Genomic DNA, 20126 nt, shown 5'->3' with positions numbered 1-20126 from the left:
TCATTAAATTTGGGAATGCAGGTATTTTCCGGTCAAATAAAGGTTGTACAGGTACAATGGCTCATCTGGGTCACCGTCGCTTTATTAATTTTTTTCTCTCTGTTGCCCGGCGATGGTTTTGCCCAGTCTGCAGTTTATTCCCTAATCAATACCTTAATCTATGCAGCCATCATTTATGGCAACATCAGCTGGCTTTATCCCCGTTATTACGAAAAGGGAAATTACCTGACCTATCTGGCCGCTTCCATCGCTTTACTGCTGATCACCGGAATGCTAAGGGGATGCATATCCTGGGCCATCTATAATGCTTATTTTGCTCCAAAGCCCATTCCAATGAGCCCAAAAATCATGTTTAATTTTGTGATTGCCGGACTATTGGTTTTCCTGCTCAGCCACATTTTCCGGATTGCTATTGCTTATTTTAAACTGAAGCAGCAAACCGAAGATATTTTGCTTCAAAAAGGACAAGCTGAACTCCAGCTCCTCAAGGCGCAGGTACAGCCTCATTTTTTGTTCAACACCTTGAATAATATATATTATGAAGCTTACCGGGAAGCACCCCGTACGGCGGGGCTGATTGAACGCTTATCAGACATTATGCGTTATTTCGTAGACCAGAGCAATCAGGAACTGGTCTCCCTTCGAACAGAAATAGAATTTATTGAAAGTTATATAGAACTGGAAAAAATCCGCATCAGAAACAGTGCAGAGATTCATTTTGAAAAAAAATACGATCCCCAAACCCTTATTCCCCCCATGCTTTTAATGACCTTTGTGGAAAATATATTCAAGCACGGGATTGACAAATCAGGTCAGTCTAATCAGGTCAGCCTTTCCTTAATACAATCAGAAAAAGAACTGCGCTTTGAAACCTGTAACAAAATTCCTTACCGGCAGGAAGATTCCCTTTCCCTTGCAACCGCCGGTTCGGGGATCAATAACCTTAAAGAACGATTGCACCTGCTCTATGGCGGACGGGCAGAACTCCGCGCCCTGGCTGAAGATTCCTGTTATCGGAGCTTTTTAAAAATCCCATTATCATGAAACTTAGCTGTATCATTATTGATGACGAACCTAATGCAGTCGATCTGTTGGAACTGCTCATTCACCAAAGCTCAGAGTGGGTGTTGAAAGCCAAGTGCTATGACGCCCTGGAGGCGATGAATTTTTTAAAAAAGCAAGCGGTCGATTTTATTTTTCTGGACATCAATATGCCCCATCTTTCCGGAATGGAACTGGCCGCACTGCTTCCTAAAGAAACTAAAATTGTTTTTACAACGGCCTATTCGGAGTATGCTGCAGACAGTTACGCTTTCCAGACCATAGATTACCTGCTTAAGCCCATTACCCTGAAACGTTTTCTGTCTGCCATGCAAAAGATTGAAAACCATTTTCAGCCTGTTAAAATTCATTTACCCAGAATCGAACAAAATTCTTCTGACTATTTTTTTGTCAGATCAGGCAAAACATTTCATAAGATCCTGATGCGGGACATCCTGTATGTGGAGGGTGAAAGGGAATACATCAAACTGGTCAGTACAGACGCCCGTTTATTGATTTACCGCAGGTTAAAAGAAGTCGAGGTACAGTTGCCCCCACCTTTTATACGTGTCCACAATTCTTTTATCGTGAATACAGAGCGTTTAGATAAAGTAGAGGACAATCACATTTATATTGCAGAAAAACGAATTCCGGTTAGCAATAAATTCAGAAACCAATTCATGCAAATGATCAACGGACGCTTGTTTTAACAAAGAATCTGCAAAAGGTGCAACCTTCAGATAAAGCTTTGCGTCCTATGGGAAATGAGTATACACCTACCTTATCCCTTGAATATACACCGTCTTGATGATTATAAATCCAGGCCAGACTTGCAAAGCACTAACTGCTACAGGCTCCTTTGGCTGGATGATGGCAGTGGGCTCATCTTTTTGCAGCCCCATACCGATCTGTCCCTGAAGTTAATAGGCTCAAAGGGCTGGGCGATTCTATTTGGAGAGCGCCAATATTCCCGTTTCAAAAACCATTATGCCTTTTACATTCCTTTTCTTGAAAATAAACTGGCCAAACAGCAAATTATTATTCCATTAAAGAAGCAAATGCTTAGCCTGTTGGAAACTTATACCGGACAATTAAAATATACCCTTGATCAAAACCTGTCCCCGCTTAAGGCCCAGACCGAATTAAATCAGCTTTTAAAAGTAAGCAGTGAAGCCTATGATCAGATGCAAAGTATAATGACAGGCTTAAGTATAGGTTATGCTTTAAAACAGCCGCTTCAAAAATAAATTTTAAATCAGCATTCCAATCTTTTGATTGGAATGCTGATTTAAAACGCGCGGAGTTAACTCTAAAAATTACAGTTGTCCTAAATATAAACTGTCTGCACTTTTTTTTGCATTCAGAGAGACTAAGCCGACATATACCTCCAGGACTTTCCCTTTCATTTTTGGATTGAACTTAAACCGGCAGCAAAGGTCAGCCCTTTTTGTTCCGCCTATAAAACCATCCGTCATTTTAAGTTCCGGGCAAAACAGGACCACCAGGAGCTGATCATCATAACTTGCATGGGGAACCTGCTCTGATGCCCACTGCAATTCCAGCTCACCCGGGGTTTTTAGCTGTGCTGTTAACCCTGTTAAGCCGGGCAAAGAACCTTTGCTCAGCAGTACTTTTGAATAATCTACCCCAAGATTTGGGTAACAGCCTGTAACGGCATTTTTGTAATTGAAGGAAAAAGCTTCATTAATTTCTGTTCTGTTGCCTGTTATCTCTTTAAACCCAACCGTCACAAAGGGATGAAAAGGTACCAGCCATTCGGTAACAAACTTAAATTTCTGTTCATTCGCCAGTTGAGCAGCTGTTTTTGAAGAGTTCTTTTTCTTTTTAGGTAATGCGCGAAGGTAATACGTTTTTTTCCAGCTTGCACCTACCAGCGGACCGAGTTTACCTAAAATTGGTCCAAAAATTCCATTTTTCAATTTAGCCATGATCTTTTGTATTAAATGATTTAATGTTTAAACCGCATTTAAGACAGACGTTAAGGGTGACTTTAATGTTTACTTACTTGATGCTCATGATTAAGTCTGTATTCTACGGTTTTTTCCGCAGGAGATACGGCGCAGGTACGGCCCACACCAGGGACATCTCCGGCTTAGTTACCAACCAAACCTGAAGCATTCTTTAAATATTTTAAGCCGGCCGTTTCCATCTTCTTTTTGTACGGTATTCAAACTTATCCCTTTAAAGATTAATGGTTTTCGTTTTATGCGCTTTTTGCGTTACATGCGCTTTTTGCATTTTTTGCGCTTTTTGCATGACAAAAGAACACCCACCACAATAAATCACGGTTATTTCAGGATTATTTTAGAAGAGTTCGGCTAAAAAGCCTAAAAACAGGATGGCAAGGGAAAAAGTAACCACTCCCAATACATAAGCACAAAAAGCGATCAAATAGCTGCTTAATTTCTGTCTGTTAAAAAACTGTCCAAAGGCCCAGCAATAATAGATGATCATTAAAACACCCCCAATTTGCATTAAACCTAGTTTTGTTATTCCTTCAAGAAGAACAAACAGAGAAAGGATCAGCATCCCCATACCTATGGAGAAACACAACAGAATTAATATTTCAAAAAAATTATAGCCAGATTTTTTAAAAAACAATTTGAGCCAAAGGGATATAAACACCCCCATAATAATATTTGCATAACCATAATGATTTTGGATCCAGCTAAAAATTAAGCTTGTTTTTGATACTTCTGCCCCTTTAAAACTAATATACCCGTCTTCCATATGAAAAAAATGGGTGGTTAAGGTGTATATCAACGAGCAGATCACAATAAACAGAACTGGCTTTACAAGTTTGGCCCTCTCGTGGCTAAGAAATTCCCTTATACTTTGTCCCGGCCTGAGCAACAATTCTTTTATCGTAAACAATATACCTTTTTCAAAATGCAAAACATGTTCAATTTCATGTAGAATATAATGGGCGTCAATTCTTTTTGTGATGGCGGGCCTTCCACAATTGACACAATATTTACCTGTTAGTTGATCATTACAGCCGGTACAGTTGTTCATTAATATTTTTGGTTTGTTATTTACCTATCGCGTTAAAACTACAGAGACCGTTTAATGGACCGGTACTTTCATACCATTTTTAAACCCTCTTTCTGCTGCAATAAAAGTATTGAAAAATTACTAAATCCATAAGATCCATCTTTAAAAAAGATAGTATTGCAATACCCATCAATTCCTCTGCCTGATCCAACAACTGACTGACCTTACACTGGGCTCTCCTCTATCAAAACCAGCTTCTATAAATTTGAACTCCAAAGGCACATTGGATTGAACCCGAGGGGCTATATACAAAACAATGGCTTTGTTCAGCAGCATTAATAAAGCAAAGGAGCTGGCCTCTCCTATGCTGGCATGCGGGTTCACCTCCTCGCTGCTGTAAGTACTTGCCGCTTGTCTGTACAGATCTAAATAGGCTTTTCTGTCTTTGTTATAAGTTAAAAAGGCCTTTTCAAGCTCATCCCAGTCCCTTACCATCACGACATAAGTTGCATGCTGGGTAATCACCGTTGTGGAGACATTACTTTTATAATAATCAATCATGTGTTTAGGGCTCTTTGCCAAATCGAGGCTCCTGTTCAATTGATCTATCAGAATAAATACGTCATCCGGAGAGGGTGCGCCTTCTCCCGGGTGCAGATAAGTCCGGCCAATGGTATAACCATCTTTAGGGTTCCAGTAAAAATCAGCGTCCCAGGTATCTGTTATGCCTTGCTTTACCTTCGCCTGTTTATAGTTTAAATTTGTATTGTCTTTGCCCGGCAAAGCATCCAGATTGTGGTTTACCCCCCACTCTATACCATCCTGAAGGGTAAGTATATGTGCAGCTATAGATTTTAACGCCTCATTATTCTGCACAACAGACATTATTTTCATCTGTTTGCAGGGATCTGTTGGTCTCTTTACTTCATTGATTTGTCCCTGTGCCGACAGGTAAAAAAACATGGAGATCCAGCCAATGGCAATGAATTTCGGGTAGGTATTCTTGCTTGGTATCATGGAGGCAAAGTTAAGCCCGGACAGCCCGGCCGCTTGCTAAATAAAGTTAAAAAAAGTTAAGGAGCTGTTAAATTTAAAAGCTGTTCTAATAATTTTTTGATTAATTTTAAGAAAAGGAACCTAAATCAATGAATAGTGTAGATCAATATATACAAAGTTTTCCCGGTCCCATCCAGTTGATTTTAACACAGGTAAGGGAAACCATAAAAAAAAATGCGCCTCAGGCAGAAGAAAGCATAAGTTATGCGATGCCCGCTTATAAACTTAAAACCAGGCCGCTGATTTATTTTGCCGCTTTTAAAAAGCATATTGGTTTGTATGCGACGCCTTCTGCACACCGGGCTTTTTCCGACGCCTTGTCAAATTATAAAAAGGGAAAAGGTTCTGTTCAATTTCCAATTGACCAGCCCATGCCTTTGGACCTGATTGCCGATATGGTCCGGTTTAAAGTAAAAGAAAACTCCGGATCCTGAAAAAAACTGTTTTCATTTTATGAATTAAAAAGTAACCCTGCAGGTATATCTGAAGATTTATCGTAAATTCAATTAAAGCAAATTTGAAAGCCGGAAATCTGCATTATGGAAAAAAAAACACCTTCCTTCTCAGCAACCATCCTGTTTAATGTACTTTCTTTAGGTTTACTGGTTGGTTCATTTGACATTGCCACCCAGCTGATCAAATATTTTATTTCCACAGGAAAAAATCCGGTTATCATTTTTAAATACATCAGCAGTGGGATTTCTGGCCCCGGTGCAATTACAGATCAGGGTACAAATGTTATTTTGATGGGATTGTTACTACATTATGGCATTGCAATGTCCTTTACCATACTCTTCTGTCTGCTCTATTATCGCATAAAATGGATGTCAGCACATAAAATACCTACCGGAGTGATTTATGCCCTTTTTATCTGGTCGGTCATGAACCTTATTGTTGTTCCACTGAGCCAAACTCCTAAAGGACCTTTTAATGTCCTTCATGCCCTAACCGAACTGCTGATCCTGATTTTAATGATCGGACTGCCGCTTTCTTTTCTGACCGGTCGCATTGTTCCGGTTAAAGGACATTAATTTATTAAAAACAAGCGTCACCAGCAAGCCGGTCATACACCCAACCATTACACAACCCATGCGTTCCAGGGCGATGTGCCAGGTACTGTGCAACTGCTGTTCATGCACCATGACAATGACCAGTGCTGACAGCGAAGACCGCATAGCCCCTTTGAGTTTAAAACCGATCCCAATCAAAAGGGTAAGGGCAATTCCCACGCAAATCAGAAATAGATTTGGACGATGAAGCAGAAACAAGAGCAAACCAACTGAAGAACCCAGCACATTGGCTTTCATCCGGTCAAAGGCCAGCTGATTGGAATCGCTGTCGCCTGGCGCAATGACCAATACCACAGAAACCATGCTCCAGAAAAACTGCTGCCGGGGAAAATAATAATACAATGCATAACAAATGCACAAACCGGTAATACATTCCAGGATGTATATCAAATCGCTGCGTTTATAAAGTTTCTGTATCATTTTAAACCGAGGCCTGTTCAACAATCGTTCTGCAACGTTCTTCTATCAAACAAAACACCGGTTCAAACTGATCATCTTCCCAATAAGGATCGGGCACTTCTGCCCCCGGCAAAAACAACTGTACTTTTTCCCGTTCTGCATCTGTTCTGGCTTGCTGCAATACATCACGCAGGTTATTTTTATCCATGACATAAATCCGGTCAAAAGCATCGAACAGTCCGGCATTAAAATGCTGCGCCCGCTGGTTACTGATGTCAATATGGTGTGAGCGGGCTACTTTTACCGAGCGTTTGTCGGGTTGCTGTCCCACATGCCAGTTTCCGGTTCCGGCAGAGTCAATTTCCCAGTTTAACCCTTTTTGATCTGCCATATGCTGGAGTATTCCATGGGCCAGAGGTGAACGGCATATGTTTCCTAAACAAACCATTAAAATTTTCATACCTGTATGCTTATGTATTTTCTGAATCCAGTAACCGCAGCTGCAATAAGATCTCTTCTTCCTTTACAGGAAACAATGTATCGTTCCTGATGGTTTGGTAAACCGCATTAAACAGGGCATTATAATCGCCCTTTTCAGCAGGCACCCAGGTGGTGTTTTTTTCCTGGCCCAAACCCATTTGCACCAGCTTTCCTTCGCTGCCAGCAGGCTCCAGACCAAAAACCGCGTCCGAGGGCATCATACCTGCGTCAAGCTGGGCTTGTTGTACATCTGCAGACATTTTCACAAAACTTCCCAGGCTGCCATGGGCTACAAAAGCCGGCTGGGGATCTGCAATGAGCATCGCTGAACTCAGGTACACGTTTAAACCTTCCGGATAAACTAAATGAAGGTGAAAATAATCGTCTACCCTGGTAGCCGGCCGGTGCTTTGCCGTAGTTTTATGAAATTCAACGGGCTTGCCAAACAGTTCTATGGCATGGTCCAGCAGATGCGGACCAATATCATAGAGCAGGCCATTCCCCGGTATTTCCGGGTTCTCTTTAAAGGGTTTTGCCCCAATGGCCATTCTGTAGCGGTCCAGCCTCAAATGAACTTCCAGAAGTTTGCCCAAGCAGCCACTTTCAAGAACTTTTTTAAAGGATAAAAAACTACTGTCATAGCGCCGGTTCTGGTACACCAGGACTTTCAGGTCCAGTTTCTTCCCCAGTTCAAACAATGTTTTTGCTTCTGCCACATGGATGGCAGCAGGTTTTTCAATCAGAACATGCTTACCCGCTTTTAATGCGCTTTTGGCCAGATCAAAATGGGTATGATTTGGACTGTTGACAACAATCAATTCGATTTCCGGATCATTTAGCAAGGCTTCAACACTGCTGTAACTGATGACATCAGGATAATGCTGAGTAGCCTTTTTCTGCCCACGTTCCAATACCGCTTTAAACCTGAAAGCTGTATTGGAAGCCAAAAATGGTGCGTGAAATAGCCGGCCCGACATTCCATAGGCCATCAAACCGGTTACAATTGGATTCATTTTTTTTAATTTTATGCTATTTTCAGATGGAAATTTAACCTCCCTCCGGCATCAGACAAATATATAATATAGAATTCCTTCAGCAATAAAAAATAAAGCCTGCAGTTTTGTTTCTGCAGGCCCTAATCCGGCTCAGGCCGAATTGATTTTAAAGTGTTCTTTTAAAATCAAAAATACAAGCTGGTAAGTGTCAAGGGTTGTTTGTCCAAAACCAAGCCGCATTCTGGTCACTACTTTTTTTTGATCAAAAGCACAGTTCTTTGAAGGGTTGTATACACCCAGGTCCTTTAATCCGGGGATACAGGTGGAAAAATTTCTGGCTTTGAGCAGGCGGACCCAAACACTTAATCCTTTGGCGGGCAATTCCAGATTGCCAAAAAGCTTTAGTTGCAGGTCAAAAATTTCTTTAAGCCTCAACAGTTTTTCCCTGTAATACAGATCGAGCCGGTCCTGGTCCGGATCAAACGGATCTGACCGAATGGTCTGGACAAAAAAAATCAACCGTTCTTCTTCAGTTAATTGACGTCCCGGGTGCTTAAATTGTTTAAATTTTTGTAAAACCTCATGATTATAATCAGGGGTTTCATCTCCGAGGAAAAGAGAGTTCATAGTGGTTTATATATAAAAATAGAAATGATTTAGCGTTAAAAAGGCAATCACAGCTTTCCCATGGCAACAAAATGCCTTGTTGTTCTGAAAGAAAGCAGGGATAATCCTGTGGTGTTTTAAGCAGCGTTTAAATTCGTATCTTCATACAAAGTATATTCAATTACTTTGTTAAGAGCATCTCTGGTTTCACTAAAATAAAAATTATTGCTTCCTAAAGCACAAACCTGGATATATTTTAAATAAAGTTTAATATGAAGCTCGTTTTATACTTTCTATTTGATTAAAATTTCATCTCAAAAACCTAAAATGACAGTTTTCAAAAGGAGGACCACTAGGGCTTTTTACAAATTGATTTACCCATATTGTTATGATCAGCATTAAAGTATTAAACAGTTTCAGCCGCCAAAAACAGCTATCCTTTGGTTTCAATGGTTACCATTCCACAGAAATTTATGAACTTTCCAGGTCTGTCACTCCAAATGGCTTTAGGTTTGAGCTTGGCAGAACGGCTTTAAAAGAAGCCTACACCAAACAATGGACTTATACCAGGCAAGACAGCCTCCATTATCAGGAACTCATTTCGCAGGGGCTTTCTTTTGGGGCCTACGAAAATGATCTTCTGGTGGGTGTCGCCATTACCGAAAAAAAAAGCTGGAACAATTCCCTCTGGCTTGATTATCTGGAAATCGCAGATAGCTATAGAAAAAAAGGAATTGGAACCTTACTTTTAAATCACCTGACCCAAACAGCCAAAACGCATAAGTTTCGGCTGATCGAACTGGAAGTACAAAATACGAATGTGCCCGCTATAGATTTTTATTTTAAAAACGGGTTTGAGCTTAGTGGCCTGCACCTTTCTCTTTATGATCCCTCGGAAGTCCCTACACTCGAAAAAGCCCTTTTTCTGTCAAAAATTCTTTGATTGTTGTGGTTTGTCCATGGTGTAAAGGGCAACAAATTTTAATTATTTTGCAAATTTGGGTGATCTTTTGTCTTTAAAGCGCACTTATTATAAAAAGCAATTCATAATGACTGCAAAAAAAATAAAAGCAAATGAAAAAAGGACCGAGCGGGGCGCTCTTTTTTTAATGCTTTACAAAAAGGCCTTCCCCCTGGTGGCTGCGTACATCAGCAAAATGGGTGGCTGCGTTGAACAGGCCAGGGACATTTTTCAGGATGCCCTGCTCATCTATTACGAAAAAACAATAGCAGAACCGACATTAAACCTCAATTATAGTGAAAAGGCTTATTTGTTTGGTATCGCAAAACACCTCTGGAACAAAAGGTATAAAGAAAACCACCTGCAATCTTCTGTTGAGCCGATGCTTTTACCTTTTCTGGAATCTGATGTTGATGAACTGCCTGAAACAGAAATTTCCTCCCAAAAATTACTCCGGCTCCTCAGCAAGGCCGGGGAGAAATGCATGGCCTTGCTGAGTGCTTTTTATTATGAAAAACTGGACATGAACAGCCTTGCTGAACGTTTTGGTTTTTCTGGAGCACGTTCTGCTGCTGCCCAAAAATTCAAATGCCTTGAAAAGGTAAAACAAACCGTTAAACAAAAATCATTAAGTTATGAAGACATCCTGGATTGAACTGAGCTGGATTGAGGAGCAGCTTCTGGGTGATCCGAAACCGGAAGAAAAGCTCCTGTTCCAGGCTAAACTGCTCCTGCAGCCAAATCTAAAAGGAAGCGTGCAATGGCAGCAAAAAACCTATCAGCTGATCAGGGATTACGGACGTCAGCAGATAAGGCAGGAAATTGCCCAGGTGGCCCAGGAATTGTTTAGCGAACCTGAGCACTACTCTTTCAGACAAAAAATTAAACGTCTGTTCCAAAAATAATTAATCAAATTTTTTATCCTGTTTTAATTCCCTCTATAGGGGAACAGGATCCCCTTTGTGTAAATTTTAATCCATCTGACATGAACAATACTAAAGAATTTCGCTTGTATGCGGTAAAACACCATCGTTTAAATGGTTCCTATGTGGACCATTTTATAAACAAAACCAGTGCTTATGCCCCTGTTTTGGCAATGACCCCCTATATTACCGAAGAACGGCAAATGAATGTAGCCCAAATGGATGTCTTTTCCAGGCTGATGATGGACCGTATTATTTTTTTAGGAGAAGCGGTTGACGACAGAAATGCCAATGTCATTCAGGCGCAACTGCTTTTTCTACAATCTCTGGATGCCACAAAAGACATACAGCTTTACATCAATTCCCCTGGGGGCTCGGTTTATGCTGGTCTTGGAATTTATGACACCATGCAGTACATCGGCCCTGATGTGGCCACCATTTGCACAGGTATAGCCCTTTCTATGAGCGCGGTACTTTTATGTGCGGGCGCTGCAGGTAAACGCTGTGCTTTGCAGCATGCCAGGGTAATGATCCATCAGACTTCCGGAGGTGCCCAGGGCACAGCTGCGGACATGGACATCAGCATCCGGGAGGTCCTTAAACTCCAGAAAGAATTATACACCGTACTGGCCACGCACAGCGGGCAATCTTATGATACCATCCATGAAGCTTCCGGCAGGGACTACTGGATGACCGCCAATCAGGCGCTGGATTTTGGAATGATCGATGAAATTCTGCAGCGCCAGGGTCAGGGCTAAACGATTTTATACGTAAATAAAATGACTATCAATTCTGATAGCCTGATATTTACGGCATCACTGCAAAGTGTAAATTTCAAAATATGAAATTTATTTTATTTGTAAAAATACCTATACCTTTGTTATGGTTATACTATTTAAAAGAAAAGTCAGCAGCTTTGCAGAGCAGCATCCTGAATCTGAAAAAGCACTAAACAACTGGTACAAACTCGTTAAAGAAGCAGATTGGAGCAAACCGGCTGATATAAAAAGAACGTATAATCATGTGGATTATACAGGTAATGACAGATATGTATTTAACATTAAAGGAAACGAGTTCAGGTTAATCGCTATGATTTTTTTTGATAAGCGCACATTATTTATACGGTTTATCGGGACGCATGAAGAATATAGCAAGATAGATTGTTCAACCATTTAACTTCGTAAGTATGATTACAAAAATAAGAACTGAAGCCCAATACCATCAGATACTAGCCATTATAGAGCGTTACATTGAAAAGGCGACAGAGGGAAATGGTTTTCATTCACTTTCTAAGATTGAATCCGCTGAACTTGCAGCGCTAAGTCTTCTTGCAGAGCAATATGAAGATCACATTCTTAAAATTATGCCCATTCCTCTGAGCATAAATGTAGTGGTGCAACATAAAATTAAAGAACTTAACCTTACCCAGGCAAAACTTGCTGATTTGCTTGGCCTGGGTGCTTCAAAATTATCCCAGATCCTTAATGGGAAACGTGAACCAGATGTATCTTTTCTAAAGGCAGTCCATACCAAATTGGGTATCAGTGGTGATTTTTTATTGGAAAATGTTTAATATGCTGTACAAAAGGCCTTCTGTCCAGGAAGGCCTTTTTAATCAGTAAATATCGTCATCATCAAAATCATCATCCTCATCCCAATCGTCATCTGCATCCAGATCATCGGGATAAAGGCTATCCTCTTCTTCATCTTCGTCCCTGCCCGGGCTTCGTGAATTTCCGTTTTTTCCATCCAGATCTTCGTCCGGATCACTGTCCCGGCGCGGCCCCGGGAAATTAAGTTCAATTGACAGATTTTTCATGGCATTCCGATTTACATACAACATAAAAACAAATGGCTTTCCCACAGGTTTTAAAAGTGTTTAAAAAATAAGCAAACGGCCCTCCTGTGATCAGAAATTCAGGTGTTCTTTCTGCAGCAGAGCTATTTTTTAATCATTAATGGCGTCTTCAAGGCTGGAACCATCTTTAGTTAGTACCTCAAAGTGATTGGCTTTGGCCAATTTCAAAAGGGCTTTGATAAAATCCGTCGCACTCGGATAAGCACTCTTGTCGAATTTAAGAATGGTTTCGATCTTGTTGACGGCCTGAATGTATTCATCATTGATTTCTTTCTGGTTCATGTCTTTGTTTTTTAAGGTTTTTATGATGATTAATTGTATCTACAAGATACGAATTAAAATTTCCGAACCCGAAAAGGAAATCTATGTTTTACCAATTTTTAAAATAAAAAGCTCAGTAACGCTTCTTTGTCCAATGGATAAGCAGTCCGCTAAAATTTCCTTGAAAATAGTTCAAAAAGTCTTCGAGGTTCTCAAAACCATCGTTAACGGCCAGTTCCCGGATCTGTACTACGTCTAGTTCATGCCCGTCTATGTGAATTTCAGGTAGTGAATTTCCTATAGCACAAATACAGATGTTCTGTATGCCGGTACAGCGGATTTTCGGTCCGAAAGGAATTTCCTGACCTGCCGCAGTTGAAATACAAAAATCAATGACCATTCCTTGCTGCCACTCCGGGGCCCTGGGGTCGCCTGTGGCCTCCGCCCTGGTTCTTCGGATGGTATGGAGTTTAGGCTTTAAATCAGGCAGCCCCACAGTGCCCAGGGAAAGAAGGATTTTTTCCTTAAAAAAACTGGGTTTTCCATCAATTTCTGCAGTAAAGGATAAGTTCATTTGTACAAAATTAATCAATCCGGATTATTTGTCCCACCATACCCTGGAGGTCAGCACATCCCCTCCAGGCAAACGTGCCACCGCTGCTTTATAATTATCCGGATTGTTCAGGATCTCTGTAGAAAGATAAATCATCCTGCGGGGAATAGTCCCCCCTGTCACATTTCCCGGATAGTTAACCGGAACTAAAGCCGGATACCCCGAACGTTTCCAGTTGAACCAGTTTTCAATAAAGTTAAAGGTCGATCCGGTCAACAGCCAATACTGGGTGTTGATCATTTCAAATGCTTTTTCCGGAGTACTTTCGTCCAGCGGATGTCCGTTTACATAATCGGTAATGACCGAAGGACTGATCGCCGCCTGGCTGTCCAGCTGTGACATGGTTTGCAGGGCGGCTGAAAGCCCCTTTGCATAATGCTGTGCCGCCGTCCCAGAAATGTTCCAGCCCCTTTCTTTTGCTTCTGCCAGCAAAAATTCTGTTTCTGCGTAAGTCATGACAAAATTAGGTCCGCCCAACTTCAGATACACCGAAGTCACCGGACGGGAATATTTTCCAAGGGGTGCCACATCTGCTCCGGTCCCGCTTCCTCCTGGATATCCCGGACTGTTGCGGATGTCGGTTGCCCCACCCAGCAGGTCATAGCCATTGGGTAGCCCTGTTTGAAGGGCCGGATCCCGGTCTCCAGCAAGGTTTTCATTAATGTTATTGGCCAGGCCGGGCTGGGAAACCTCCGCAATAACCCCAAGACGGGGGTCACCTGTATTTCGCAGGCCATCAATAAAAGTTTTACTCCAGCGAACTTCCCTGTAATCGGATAAAGTTCTTAACGCCAGGGAAGTTCCATTTTGGCTATTGTAGTTGGAAGCATCTGTAGGTACAATGGCATTGTCCCCGATGTTTTCAAGCGTACCGCCGGCACTGGCTTTTTCTGCCCATTTCTGCGCAGTAGCTGCATCAATTTTAGTTAAACGCATGGCCATCCTGAGCATCAGGGAATAGCCGAATTTTTTCCATTTAACCACATCGCCCCCATAAATCAAATCGGCAGTGGCTTTCGGTTTTGTAGCATCCAGTTGCTTTATGGCATTGTCAAGATCATTAAACATCGCGTCATAAACCACTTTCTGCATGTCATATACCGGATATTTAACGCCAATCTGTGCCTGATTGGCTTGTAAATATGGAATATCACCATACATATCGGTTACCCGGTGCAGAATTAAAACCACCATGATGTCTCCGATACTGATCAGATTGGAATAAGCATCGGTGCTTTTTTGCAGCGCCAGACGCTGCATTTGCCGGATGGTTGAAGACTGTGTAAATCCCTGATCAAATATTCTCCCCTGATAATCTGTAAAATTGGCTGCATTGATGTATTTGTCACCATTGTTATAATAGTTATAGGTAGAAGCCAGGACCTGCATCATTGTACTTTGGTAGAGCAATTGGTAATAACCAATATTGGCATAGTTAAACTGGGCGGTGGACAATAAATTATTTGGATCATACTGATCGGAGGTCGATTTGGTCGGATCTGTATTGATTTTATCCAGCTGGCTTTTTGTACAGCCGGACCAGATACAAGCAAAAAACAAAAGGGTTAAAAATGGTTTCATCGTCTGCTTATTTAAATTTAAAATTCACATTAATTCCTATCGTCCTGGTCACCGGAAGAGAAGCCCCTTCAATTCCCGCATAATTTAAAATAGGTGAAAACTGCGATTCCGGGTCAATATTGTGGGTATATTTTAATAAAGTAAAAAGGTTGCGCCCAACCAGGTCAACAGCAATTGTTTTAAAGATCCTGGCCTGCTTAGGGATAAATGTATAGCCAAGGGTCAGTTGACGAAACTTAATGAAACTCCCGTTTAACACCGACAGGGCCGAAATGTTACTGGCCAGTTGCGGATAATACGTATAGGCCGGTACATTAATCGTGTTGACAGTGCCATCTTCCCGCACACCTTTGGCCACCACGCCATTTTCCCGTCCTTCAAGCGTGGCTTTGTTCAGGCCATAGGTATAAGAATAATTTTCACTAGCGGAAAGCACCTTATTCCCGAATTTAAAATCTGCCAGAAAGGACAGGCTAAAATTCCGGTAACGAAAGGTATTGCTCAGGCCACCAAAAAATGTGGGCAGTGTACCGCCCATGGGTTTAAATTCCCCACGTTCGGGGATACCGGTATTGTCAATAATAATATTGCCCTCAGCATCCCTTTTATAGTCATAGGCCATAATCTGGGTAATAGACTTTCCCACCACCATGGCCGTATTTGCATTCAGGGGTCTGTATTTTCCTGTCAGTATATACTGACTGGACCCATCGATGGAAACCAGCTTATTATGGACATGGCTAAAATTAAAAGCCAGGTCCCAGCTTAGGTTTTTATTTCTGACCGGGCTGCCGCTCAGCATAACTTCTACACCGGTATTCCGGGTTTTGCCCAGATTGACAAAAGAAGAGGTAAAACCTGTGGTCACCGACTGCTCTACATTGGTAATTTCATTTTTGGTAATGCGGTTGAAATACGTAAAATCCAGGCCCAGGCGATTGTTAAAAAAAATAAGATTGACGCCCGCTTCATATTCGTTGAGTACGAAGGGTTTCAGGTCAAAATTAGGCATAGACCTGGAAAAATTCCCTACTGGTATGCCATTAATACTAAAATCGGTAGAATAATAAGTCTGGGTAGTATAGGGCAGTGATGGCTCTCCACTGGTTTTGGCAAAACTCATGCGCAGTTTCCCATAGCTCAAAACAGACCATTTTAAAAGTTCTGAAAAGACTAAACTGCCTGAAACACCCGGCACAAAAATTCCACGGTTGCTGGAGGGCAGCGTGGAATAAATATCGTATCTGCCAGTTGTTGAAAAATTTAAAAAGTGTTTGTAAGAAAGGTCAGCAGTATAATAAACAGATTGAGTAACCAGTTTTGGAATTTCAAGCGTGGAATTAACACTTTGCAGGTTAGAAGGAATGTAGAGATACGGAATAATAAACTGTGAGCCAATGTAACTCAGTACCTCTGCCCTTCTTTTGCGGAAACTGCCTCCGGCAAAAACATCCAGCTTCAGATCCCCGGATAAACTTTTGTTCAGGGCCAGCAAAAAATCGGCATTCAATTCTGTTGTAGTTGCCTGCTTTTGTCCGTTTAAAGCCCCCTGCTGATTCACCGTAAAGGCAGTACCTGTTGGCACTACATTTAATAAAAAATCATCACTGTTGTCAAATCCAAATCGGCCTTGTACAGACAGTTGTTCCGAAAATTTATATTTTGCCGTTGCAGAAGTGATGAAACGGTTTCTTTTGGTTTCATTCACCTGCTTATTAATGGCAAAATAAGGATTGGTCTTATATTCATCATTGTTCCAGGGGGTTTCTTTACCTGTTTTGGGGTCATAGCCCGGGGCCAGACTCGCCTGATTGGCACTAACGGGAAGAAATTCTATACCGTAATTGGCATTCAAAGGCCCGTCGCTAAGGTAAGACCTGTTTTTTGTCCGCTCATAAATATAATTGCCGTTCAGGTTAAAACTTAACCTGGGGCTAAGATCATAAGAAAGGTTCAGGTTAAGGGTTTTGCGGTTTAAACCGCTATTTGGAAGAATAGAAGCATAATTCAGATCAGAAACTGATAAACGGTAAGTGGTGCTGGCCCCTCCACCCGAGGCAGAAAGGGTGTTGGTCACTGCTGGTGCATTGCGGTAAAATCTGTCTGCATTGTCTTTAACAGGTGAATAAGGATAAAATTTCCCATCAGACTGGATCACTGGTTTTCCATCCATTTTCTCTCCCCAGCTGAGCAAACCTGAAGAAATGGCCGTCCCCAGGTCGGAGGGTCTTTTATTCTGGGCCCCCTGTCCGTACACCTCCTGGAAGTCGGTATTGTTCACTGCGTGATCAAAAGAAAGATTAAAATTGTACTCAACAGATAAAGGTGAATGCTTACTGCCAGTTTTACTGCTGATCAGAATAACGCCATTTGCTGCCCTTGCCCCATAAAGTGCGGAAGCTGCAGAGCCTTTAAGTATGGTGATCGATTGAATGTCATCCGGATTAAGGTTACTGATCCCATCGCCGTAATCGGATCCGCCATATTCAGTTGGGCTTCCCCTTTGGGTATTGTCTACCGGGATGCCATTAAGGACAAACAAAGGAGATCCGGCACTCATACTGGCGGCTCCGCGAAGCAGCAAACGGGAAGAAGGGGAAGGTCCTGCAAAGGTCCCGCTGGTATTCAGACCTGCAACCCTTCCCTCCAGGCCGAGCACAAAATTGGCTTCCCGTGCTTTTGTCAGTTCTTCGCCCTTTATGGTGGCCACAGCATAACCAATTTTCTTTTCTTCTTTGGTGATGTCCAGTGCAGTCACCACAACTTCATGCAAGCGGTTGGAATCTGTTTTTAAAACCACTTCCGGCTGCTGTTCCAGTTGTTTAAAAGAACAGTCCCGGCTGATGTAACCGACGTGGGATATTTTAAGCAGCTGGGTACTTTCCAGGTTAATGCTGAATTTGCCTTCCGCATCTGAACGGGTTCCGTAAGGGCTCCCGATAATCCGGATGGTCGCATTTGGCAGCGCGTTCCGGTATTCATCCAGTACTTTTCCGGAAACGGTGTTTTCGACCAGTTTTTCGTGGGCTTCACTAATTACAATGAGATTATTCTGCAAAAGTGTAGAGGTAAATCCGGTATTTTCCAGTAAATCGTCCAGCACTTTCAGGGCTTCTTCATTTTTCACCTGCAGATTGATCCTCTTTTTAGGCAAATGGTCCTGGTTGTATACGAAATGATATAGCGTTTGTTTTTTAATGGCGTAAATGACCTTTTCAAAATCGCTGCCGTGCAAGTTTAGTGTTACCTTTGTCTGTGCATAAGCACCATCAAAAGAAAACGAAAGCACAAAAACAAGAAGCAGGATTTTGCTCAGCCTCATTGAGGAATTTTTACAGGTTAGAATTCCTGCCTAATTTCAACAATAAGAATGAATTCCGCTAAAGAAAATTTTTAATACAAATAAACACTATTGCCTTTTATCTTATAATTAAAAGGTGTGACGATCTTCAGGGACAACAACGCCTGTTCGAGGTTTTCTTTTTCAAACTCCCCGCTGAATTTAAAGTCCCGGATAGAATTTTTATTGAAAATGATTTTTACACCATACTTTCTTTCCAGATCATTGGCCAGGGATTCGAAGCTTTCATTTCTGAAAGCCAGTTTATTACTCATCCATAAGGTTTCCATTAAACTGCCTTCTGCTTCATTGTAATAGGTTTGGGTCCCCAGTTCATAGGTCCCGTCCTTAATCAGGATCTTGTCTTTGGGTTTCAGCATGACCGTAGCCGGGTTGTCCGGAAAGGTTACCTGTATACTTCCCCGGAGCAGGGTCGTCTGTTTTTCCCGGTCGTTTGCATAAGAACGGATATTAAATGCCGTACCCAGCACCTTGATTTTCATCTTTTCAGTATGTACAATAAAAGGATGCTGATGATCGGATACCACATCAAAAAAGGCCTCTCCGCTTAGATAAACCTCCCGGTTGCTGCCTTTAAAACTTTCGGGATATTTCAGTTTCGATGCAGAGTTCAGGGTTACTTTTGTTCCATCCGGAAGCGTTATTGAAGAAATCAGGCGGTTGGGCACCTGGATTTGTTTCCAACTGTATACGGTGTCTTCCGCAGAAAAGAACCTGGACAACGTAAAATGATACAATACGGCCAGCACACCAAATACCAGAAATACGGCAGCAACTTTAGTGATCCAGGAAAAATTAAACCTTGGAATTTTAATTTGTTGTTGCCCTTCTGCTTCTCTCCTGGGGATGTCTGTTTGACTTTTGATTTTTTCAAAAACCTTCCCTATATCCTCATAGGACTCCTCATTCTGCTTCCAGTAGCTTTTTAAAGATTCGTATTGCTTACCGTAAGACGCATTTGCGGAGATATAACCCTTGAATTCTGTCAATTCTGATGGTGATATTTCTCCTGCGAGCTTCCTGCTTAACAATTCTGTAAATCTTTCTTCTGTCATTCTGTTTTTATGCTTTTTAATCCAATATTAAAAAGCCTTTTTAGTATGAATACCTTTTTTATCTAAAAATGCCTACAAAGCTCAAAAAAAATATGCAGCATACATACCAGGGGCAATAAACTTATTGTTTTATTTCTGTTACTTTCTTTTTCATGGCCCGGGCTTAGATGCTGAAGTACAAGCCTCAGTTTATCTATTGCCCGGAACAATTGGGTCTGCACTGTTCTGGGAGAAATTCCAAGGATGTCAGCCACTTCCTTATATTTAAGGCCATTTTCCTTAATCAGCCGGAAAACCATTCGGGCCTGCATAGGCAGGGTTTCTATGGCCTGGTCCAAACGGTGGTGTAGTTCTTTGCGTTCCAGGATAGCAGAAGGATCAGCAACATCCACCAGACGCTGGTCTGTCGCATCCTCAATTTCCACCACCTGCAAACTGGAATATTTTTTATTGTATTTTAAGGACTGGTTTTTAACCGCAACAAAAAGATAAGTTTCCGGGTAAGTAATATGTTCCAGTGATTTACGGTTGTTCCAGCATTTGACAAAAATCTCCGAAACAATTTCTTCTGCAGCCTCCCGGTGCCTTGTATAATACATACAAAACTTAATCAGTTTGCCAAACATGGCATAATACAATTGCTCAAAAGCTTTTGTATCATCCTGCGTACAAACCTTTAGCCAAAGCCCATTGAGGTCCGTTTTCAATTTTATTACCTGGTTATTTTTGTGCAAAGTACAAGATTATATGCTCATGTACAAACTCCAATGTAAACGATTGCCCCTCAGGCACTAAGCGGTAAATTAAAATTATTTTAAAAAAAATGAAATTTCTTGTAGGCAATTTCCAGT

At 41.6% G+C, this 20126-nt stretch carries 25 protein-coding genes; 11 read left to right on the top strand and 14 right to left on the bottom strand.

Translation table 11 applies throughout. The annotated features are described in order from the left end of the window. Positions 1–15 precede the first annotated feature (15 nt). From B0O44_RS15825 to B0O44_RS15815, 3 genes are read left to right on the top strand one after another with little or no spacing between them, the layout of a single operon-like run. A complete protein-coding gene (locus B0O44_RS15825) occupies positions 16–1044 on the top strand; it encodes a sensor histidine kinase (RefSeq protein WP_170123351.1) in 1029 nt (342 codons plus the stop codon). Further along, complete coding sequence (locus B0O44_RS15820; protein WP_110832616.1) at positions 1041–1751, top strand: LytR/AlgR family response regulator transcription factor; 711 nt, start codon at positions 1041–1043, stop codon at positions 1749–1751. The genes B0O44_RS15825 and B0O44_RS15820 overlap by 4 nt, the downstream gene beginning before the upstream one ends. Before the next feature lie 54 nt (positions 1752–1805). Continuing rightward, complete coding sequence (locus tag B0O44_RS15815; protein WP_110832612.1) at positions 1806–2288, top strand: hypothetical protein; 483 nt, start codon at positions 1806–1808, stop codon at positions 2286–2288. A 69-nt stretch (positions 2289–2357) separates the two neighbouring features. On the opposite strand, the gene B0O44_RS15810 is transcribed toward B0O44_RS15815, so the two are convergent. The 3 genes from B0O44_RS15810 to B0O44_RS15800 all read right to left on the bottom strand — a co-directional run bounded on the left by B0O44_RS15810 (position 2358) and on the right by B0O44_RS15800 (position 5073). Continuing rightward, positions 2358–2990 (bottom strand): DUF6266 family protein, encoded by a 633-nt coding sequence (locus B0O44_RS15810; RefSeq protein WP_110832610.1) that lies wholly within the window; start codon positions 2988–2990, stop codon positions 2358–2360. A 376-nt stretch (positions 2991–3366) separates the two neighbouring features. After that, positions 3367–4077, bottom strand: coding sequence for a DUF3667 domain-containing protein (locus B0O44_RS15805; RefSeq protein ID WP_110832608.1), 711 nt, complete (start codon positions 4075–4077; stop codon positions 3367–3369). Positions 4078–4245: 168 nt separating this feature from the next. Then, positions 4246–5073, bottom strand: coding sequence for a hypothetical protein (locus B0O44_RS15800; protein WP_110832606.1), 828 nt, complete (start codon positions 5071–5073; stop codon positions 4246–4248). Between the two features lie 128 nt (positions 5074–5201). On the opposite strand from B0O44_RS15800, the gene B0O44_RS15795 reads away from it, so the two are divergent. Further along, complete coding sequence (locus B0O44_RS15795; RefSeq protein WP_110832603.1) at positions 5202–5546, top strand: iron chaperone; 345 nt, start codon at positions 5202–5204, stop codon at positions 5544–5546. Between the two features lie 105 nt (positions 5547–5651). Then, positions 5652–6143, top strand: coding sequence for a hypothetical protein (locus tag B0O44_RS15790; RefSeq protein ID WP_211321392.1), 492 nt, complete (start codon positions 5652–5654; stop codon positions 6141–6143). On the opposite strand, the gene B0O44_RS15785 is transcribed toward B0O44_RS15790, so the two are convergent. The 4 genes from B0O44_RS15785 to B0O44_RS15770 form a co-directional block, all read right to left on the bottom strand. After that, positions 6081–6602: an FUSC family protein gene (locus tag B0O44_RS15785; RefSeq protein ID WP_110832601.1), complete on the bottom strand. Its 522-nt coding sequence runs from the start codon at positions 6600–6602 to the stop codon at positions 6081–6083. The genes B0O44_RS15790 and B0O44_RS15785 overlap by 63 nt on opposite strands. Position 6603: 1 nt before the next feature. After that, positions 6604–7041, bottom strand: a complete 438-nt coding sequence (locus B0O44_RS15780; RefSeq protein ID WP_110832598.1) for a low molecular weight protein-tyrosine-phosphatase — start codon at positions 7039–7041, stop codon at positions 6604–6606. 10 nt (positions 7042–7051) lie between these two features. Continuing rightward, positions 7052–8074 carry a Gfo/Idh/MocA family oxidoreductase gene (locus B0O44_RS15775; RefSeq protein WP_110832596.1) on the bottom strand — a complete coding sequence of 341 codons (1023 nt, stop codon included), beginning with the start codon at positions 8072–8074 and terminating at the stop codon, positions 7052–7054. Positions 8075–8206: 132 nt separating this feature from the next. After that, complete coding sequence (locus B0O44_RS15770; RefSeq protein WP_110832594.1) at positions 8207–8683, bottom strand: hypothetical protein; 477 nt, start codon at positions 8681–8683, stop codon at positions 8207–8209. Positions 8684–9050: 367 nt separating this feature from the next. Between B0O44_RS15770 and B0O44_RS15765 the strand changes: the two genes are divergently transcribed. The 6 genes from B0O44_RS15765 to B0O44_RS15740 all read left to right on the top strand — a co-directional run bounded on the left by B0O44_RS15765 (position 9051) and on the right by B0O44_RS15740 (position 12119). Then, entirely contained in the window at positions 9051–9605 is a 555-nt protein-coding gene (locus B0O44_RS15765; RefSeq protein ID WP_110832592.1) for a GNAT family N-acetyltransferase, read from the top strand. A 106-nt stretch (positions 9606–9711) separates the two neighbouring features. Beyond that, positions 9712–10278, top strand: a complete 567-nt coding sequence (locus B0O44_RS15760) for an RNA polymerase sigma factor (RefSeq protein ID WP_245943679.1) — start codon at positions 9712–9714, stop codon at positions 10276–10278. Further along, a complete protein-coding gene (locus B0O44_RS15755) occupies positions 10259–10528 on the top strand; it encodes a hypothetical protein (RefSeq protein WP_110832590.1) in 270 nt (89 codons plus the stop codon). The genes B0O44_RS15760 and B0O44_RS15755 overlap by 20 nt, the downstream gene beginning before the upstream one ends. A gap of 80 nt (positions 10529–10608) precedes the next feature. After that, positions 10609–11304 carry an ATP-dependent Clp protease proteolytic subunit gene (locus B0O44_RS15750; protein ID WP_110832588.1) on the top strand — a complete coding sequence of 232 codons (696 nt, stop codon included), beginning with the start codon at positions 10609–10611 and terminating at the stop codon, positions 11302–11304. A 124-nt stretch (positions 11305–11428) separates the two neighbouring features. After that, positions 11429–11722 carry a type II toxin-antitoxin system HigB family toxin gene (locus tag B0O44_RS15745; protein ID WP_110832587.1) on the top strand — a complete coding sequence of 98 codons (294 nt, stop codon included), beginning with the start codon at positions 11429–11431 and terminating at the stop codon, positions 11720–11722. Positions 11723–11732: 10 nt separating this feature from the next. After that, positions 11733–12119 carry a helix-turn-helix domain-containing protein gene (locus tag B0O44_RS15740; protein WP_110832586.1) on the top strand — a complete coding sequence of 129 codons (387 nt, stop codon included), beginning with the start codon at positions 11733–11735 and terminating at the stop codon, positions 12117–12119. Positions 12120–12161: 42 nt separating this feature from the next. Here the strand turns inward: B0O44_RS15740 and B0O44_RS15735 are convergent, their stop codons facing one another. The 7 genes from B0O44_RS15735 to B0O44_RS15705 form a co-directional block, all read right to left on the bottom strand. Further along, positions 12162–12365 (bottom strand): hypothetical protein, encoded by a 204-nt coding sequence (locus B0O44_RS15735; RefSeq protein WP_146229853.1) that lies wholly within the window; start codon positions 12363–12365, stop codon positions 12162–12164. A gap of 129 nt (positions 12366–12494) precedes the next feature. Continuing rightward, on the bottom strand, positions 12495–12686 hold the full coding sequence (locus B0O44_RS15730; RefSeq protein WP_110832584.1) for a hypothetical protein: 192 nt from the start codon (positions 12684–12686) through the stop codon (positions 12495–12497). Positions 12687–12798: 112 nt separating this feature from the next. After that, positions 12799–13239 carry a hypothetical protein gene (locus tag B0O44_RS15725; RefSeq protein WP_110832583.1) on the bottom strand — a complete coding sequence of 147 codons (441 nt, stop codon included), beginning with the start codon at positions 13237–13239 and terminating at the stop codon, positions 12799–12801. A 24-nt stretch (positions 13240–13263) separates the two neighbouring features. Further along, positions 13264–14859, bottom strand: a complete 1596-nt coding sequence (locus B0O44_RS15720) for a SusD/RagB family nutrient-binding outer membrane lipoprotein (RefSeq protein ID WP_110832582.1) — start codon at positions 14857–14859, stop codon at positions 13264–13266. A 7-nt stretch (positions 14860–14866) separates the two neighbouring features. Then, on the bottom strand, positions 14867–18181 hold the full coding sequence (locus tag B0O44_RS15715; RefSeq protein ID WP_110832581.1) for a SusC/RagA family TonB-linked outer membrane protein: 3315 nt from the start codon (positions 18179–18181) through the stop codon (positions 14867–14869). A 71-nt stretch (positions 18182–18252) separates the two neighbouring features. Beyond that, the gene (locus B0O44_RS15710) at positions 18253–19275 is read right to left on the bottom strand and encodes a FecR family protein (RefSeq protein WP_110832580.1); all 1023 of its coding nucleotides are present in this window, start codon (positions 19273–19275) and stop codon (positions 18253–18255) included. 62 nt (positions 19276–19337) lie between these two features. After that, complete coding sequence (locus B0O44_RS15705) at positions 19338–19982, bottom strand: RNA polymerase sigma-70 factor (protein WP_146229852.1); 645 nt, start codon at positions 19980–19982, stop codon at positions 19338–19340. Between the last annotated feature and the right edge of the window lie 144 nt (positions 19983–20126).

The sequence above is a fragment of the Pedobacter nutrimenti genome, from assembly GCF_003208655.1.
GTDB lineage: Bacteria > Bacteroidota > Bacteroidia > Sphingobacteriales > Sphingobacteriaceae > Pedobacter > Pedobacter nutrimenti.
Note: the sequence above shows the minus strand (reverse complement) of the source record. Positions and strands in the feature narration are given on the sequence as shown.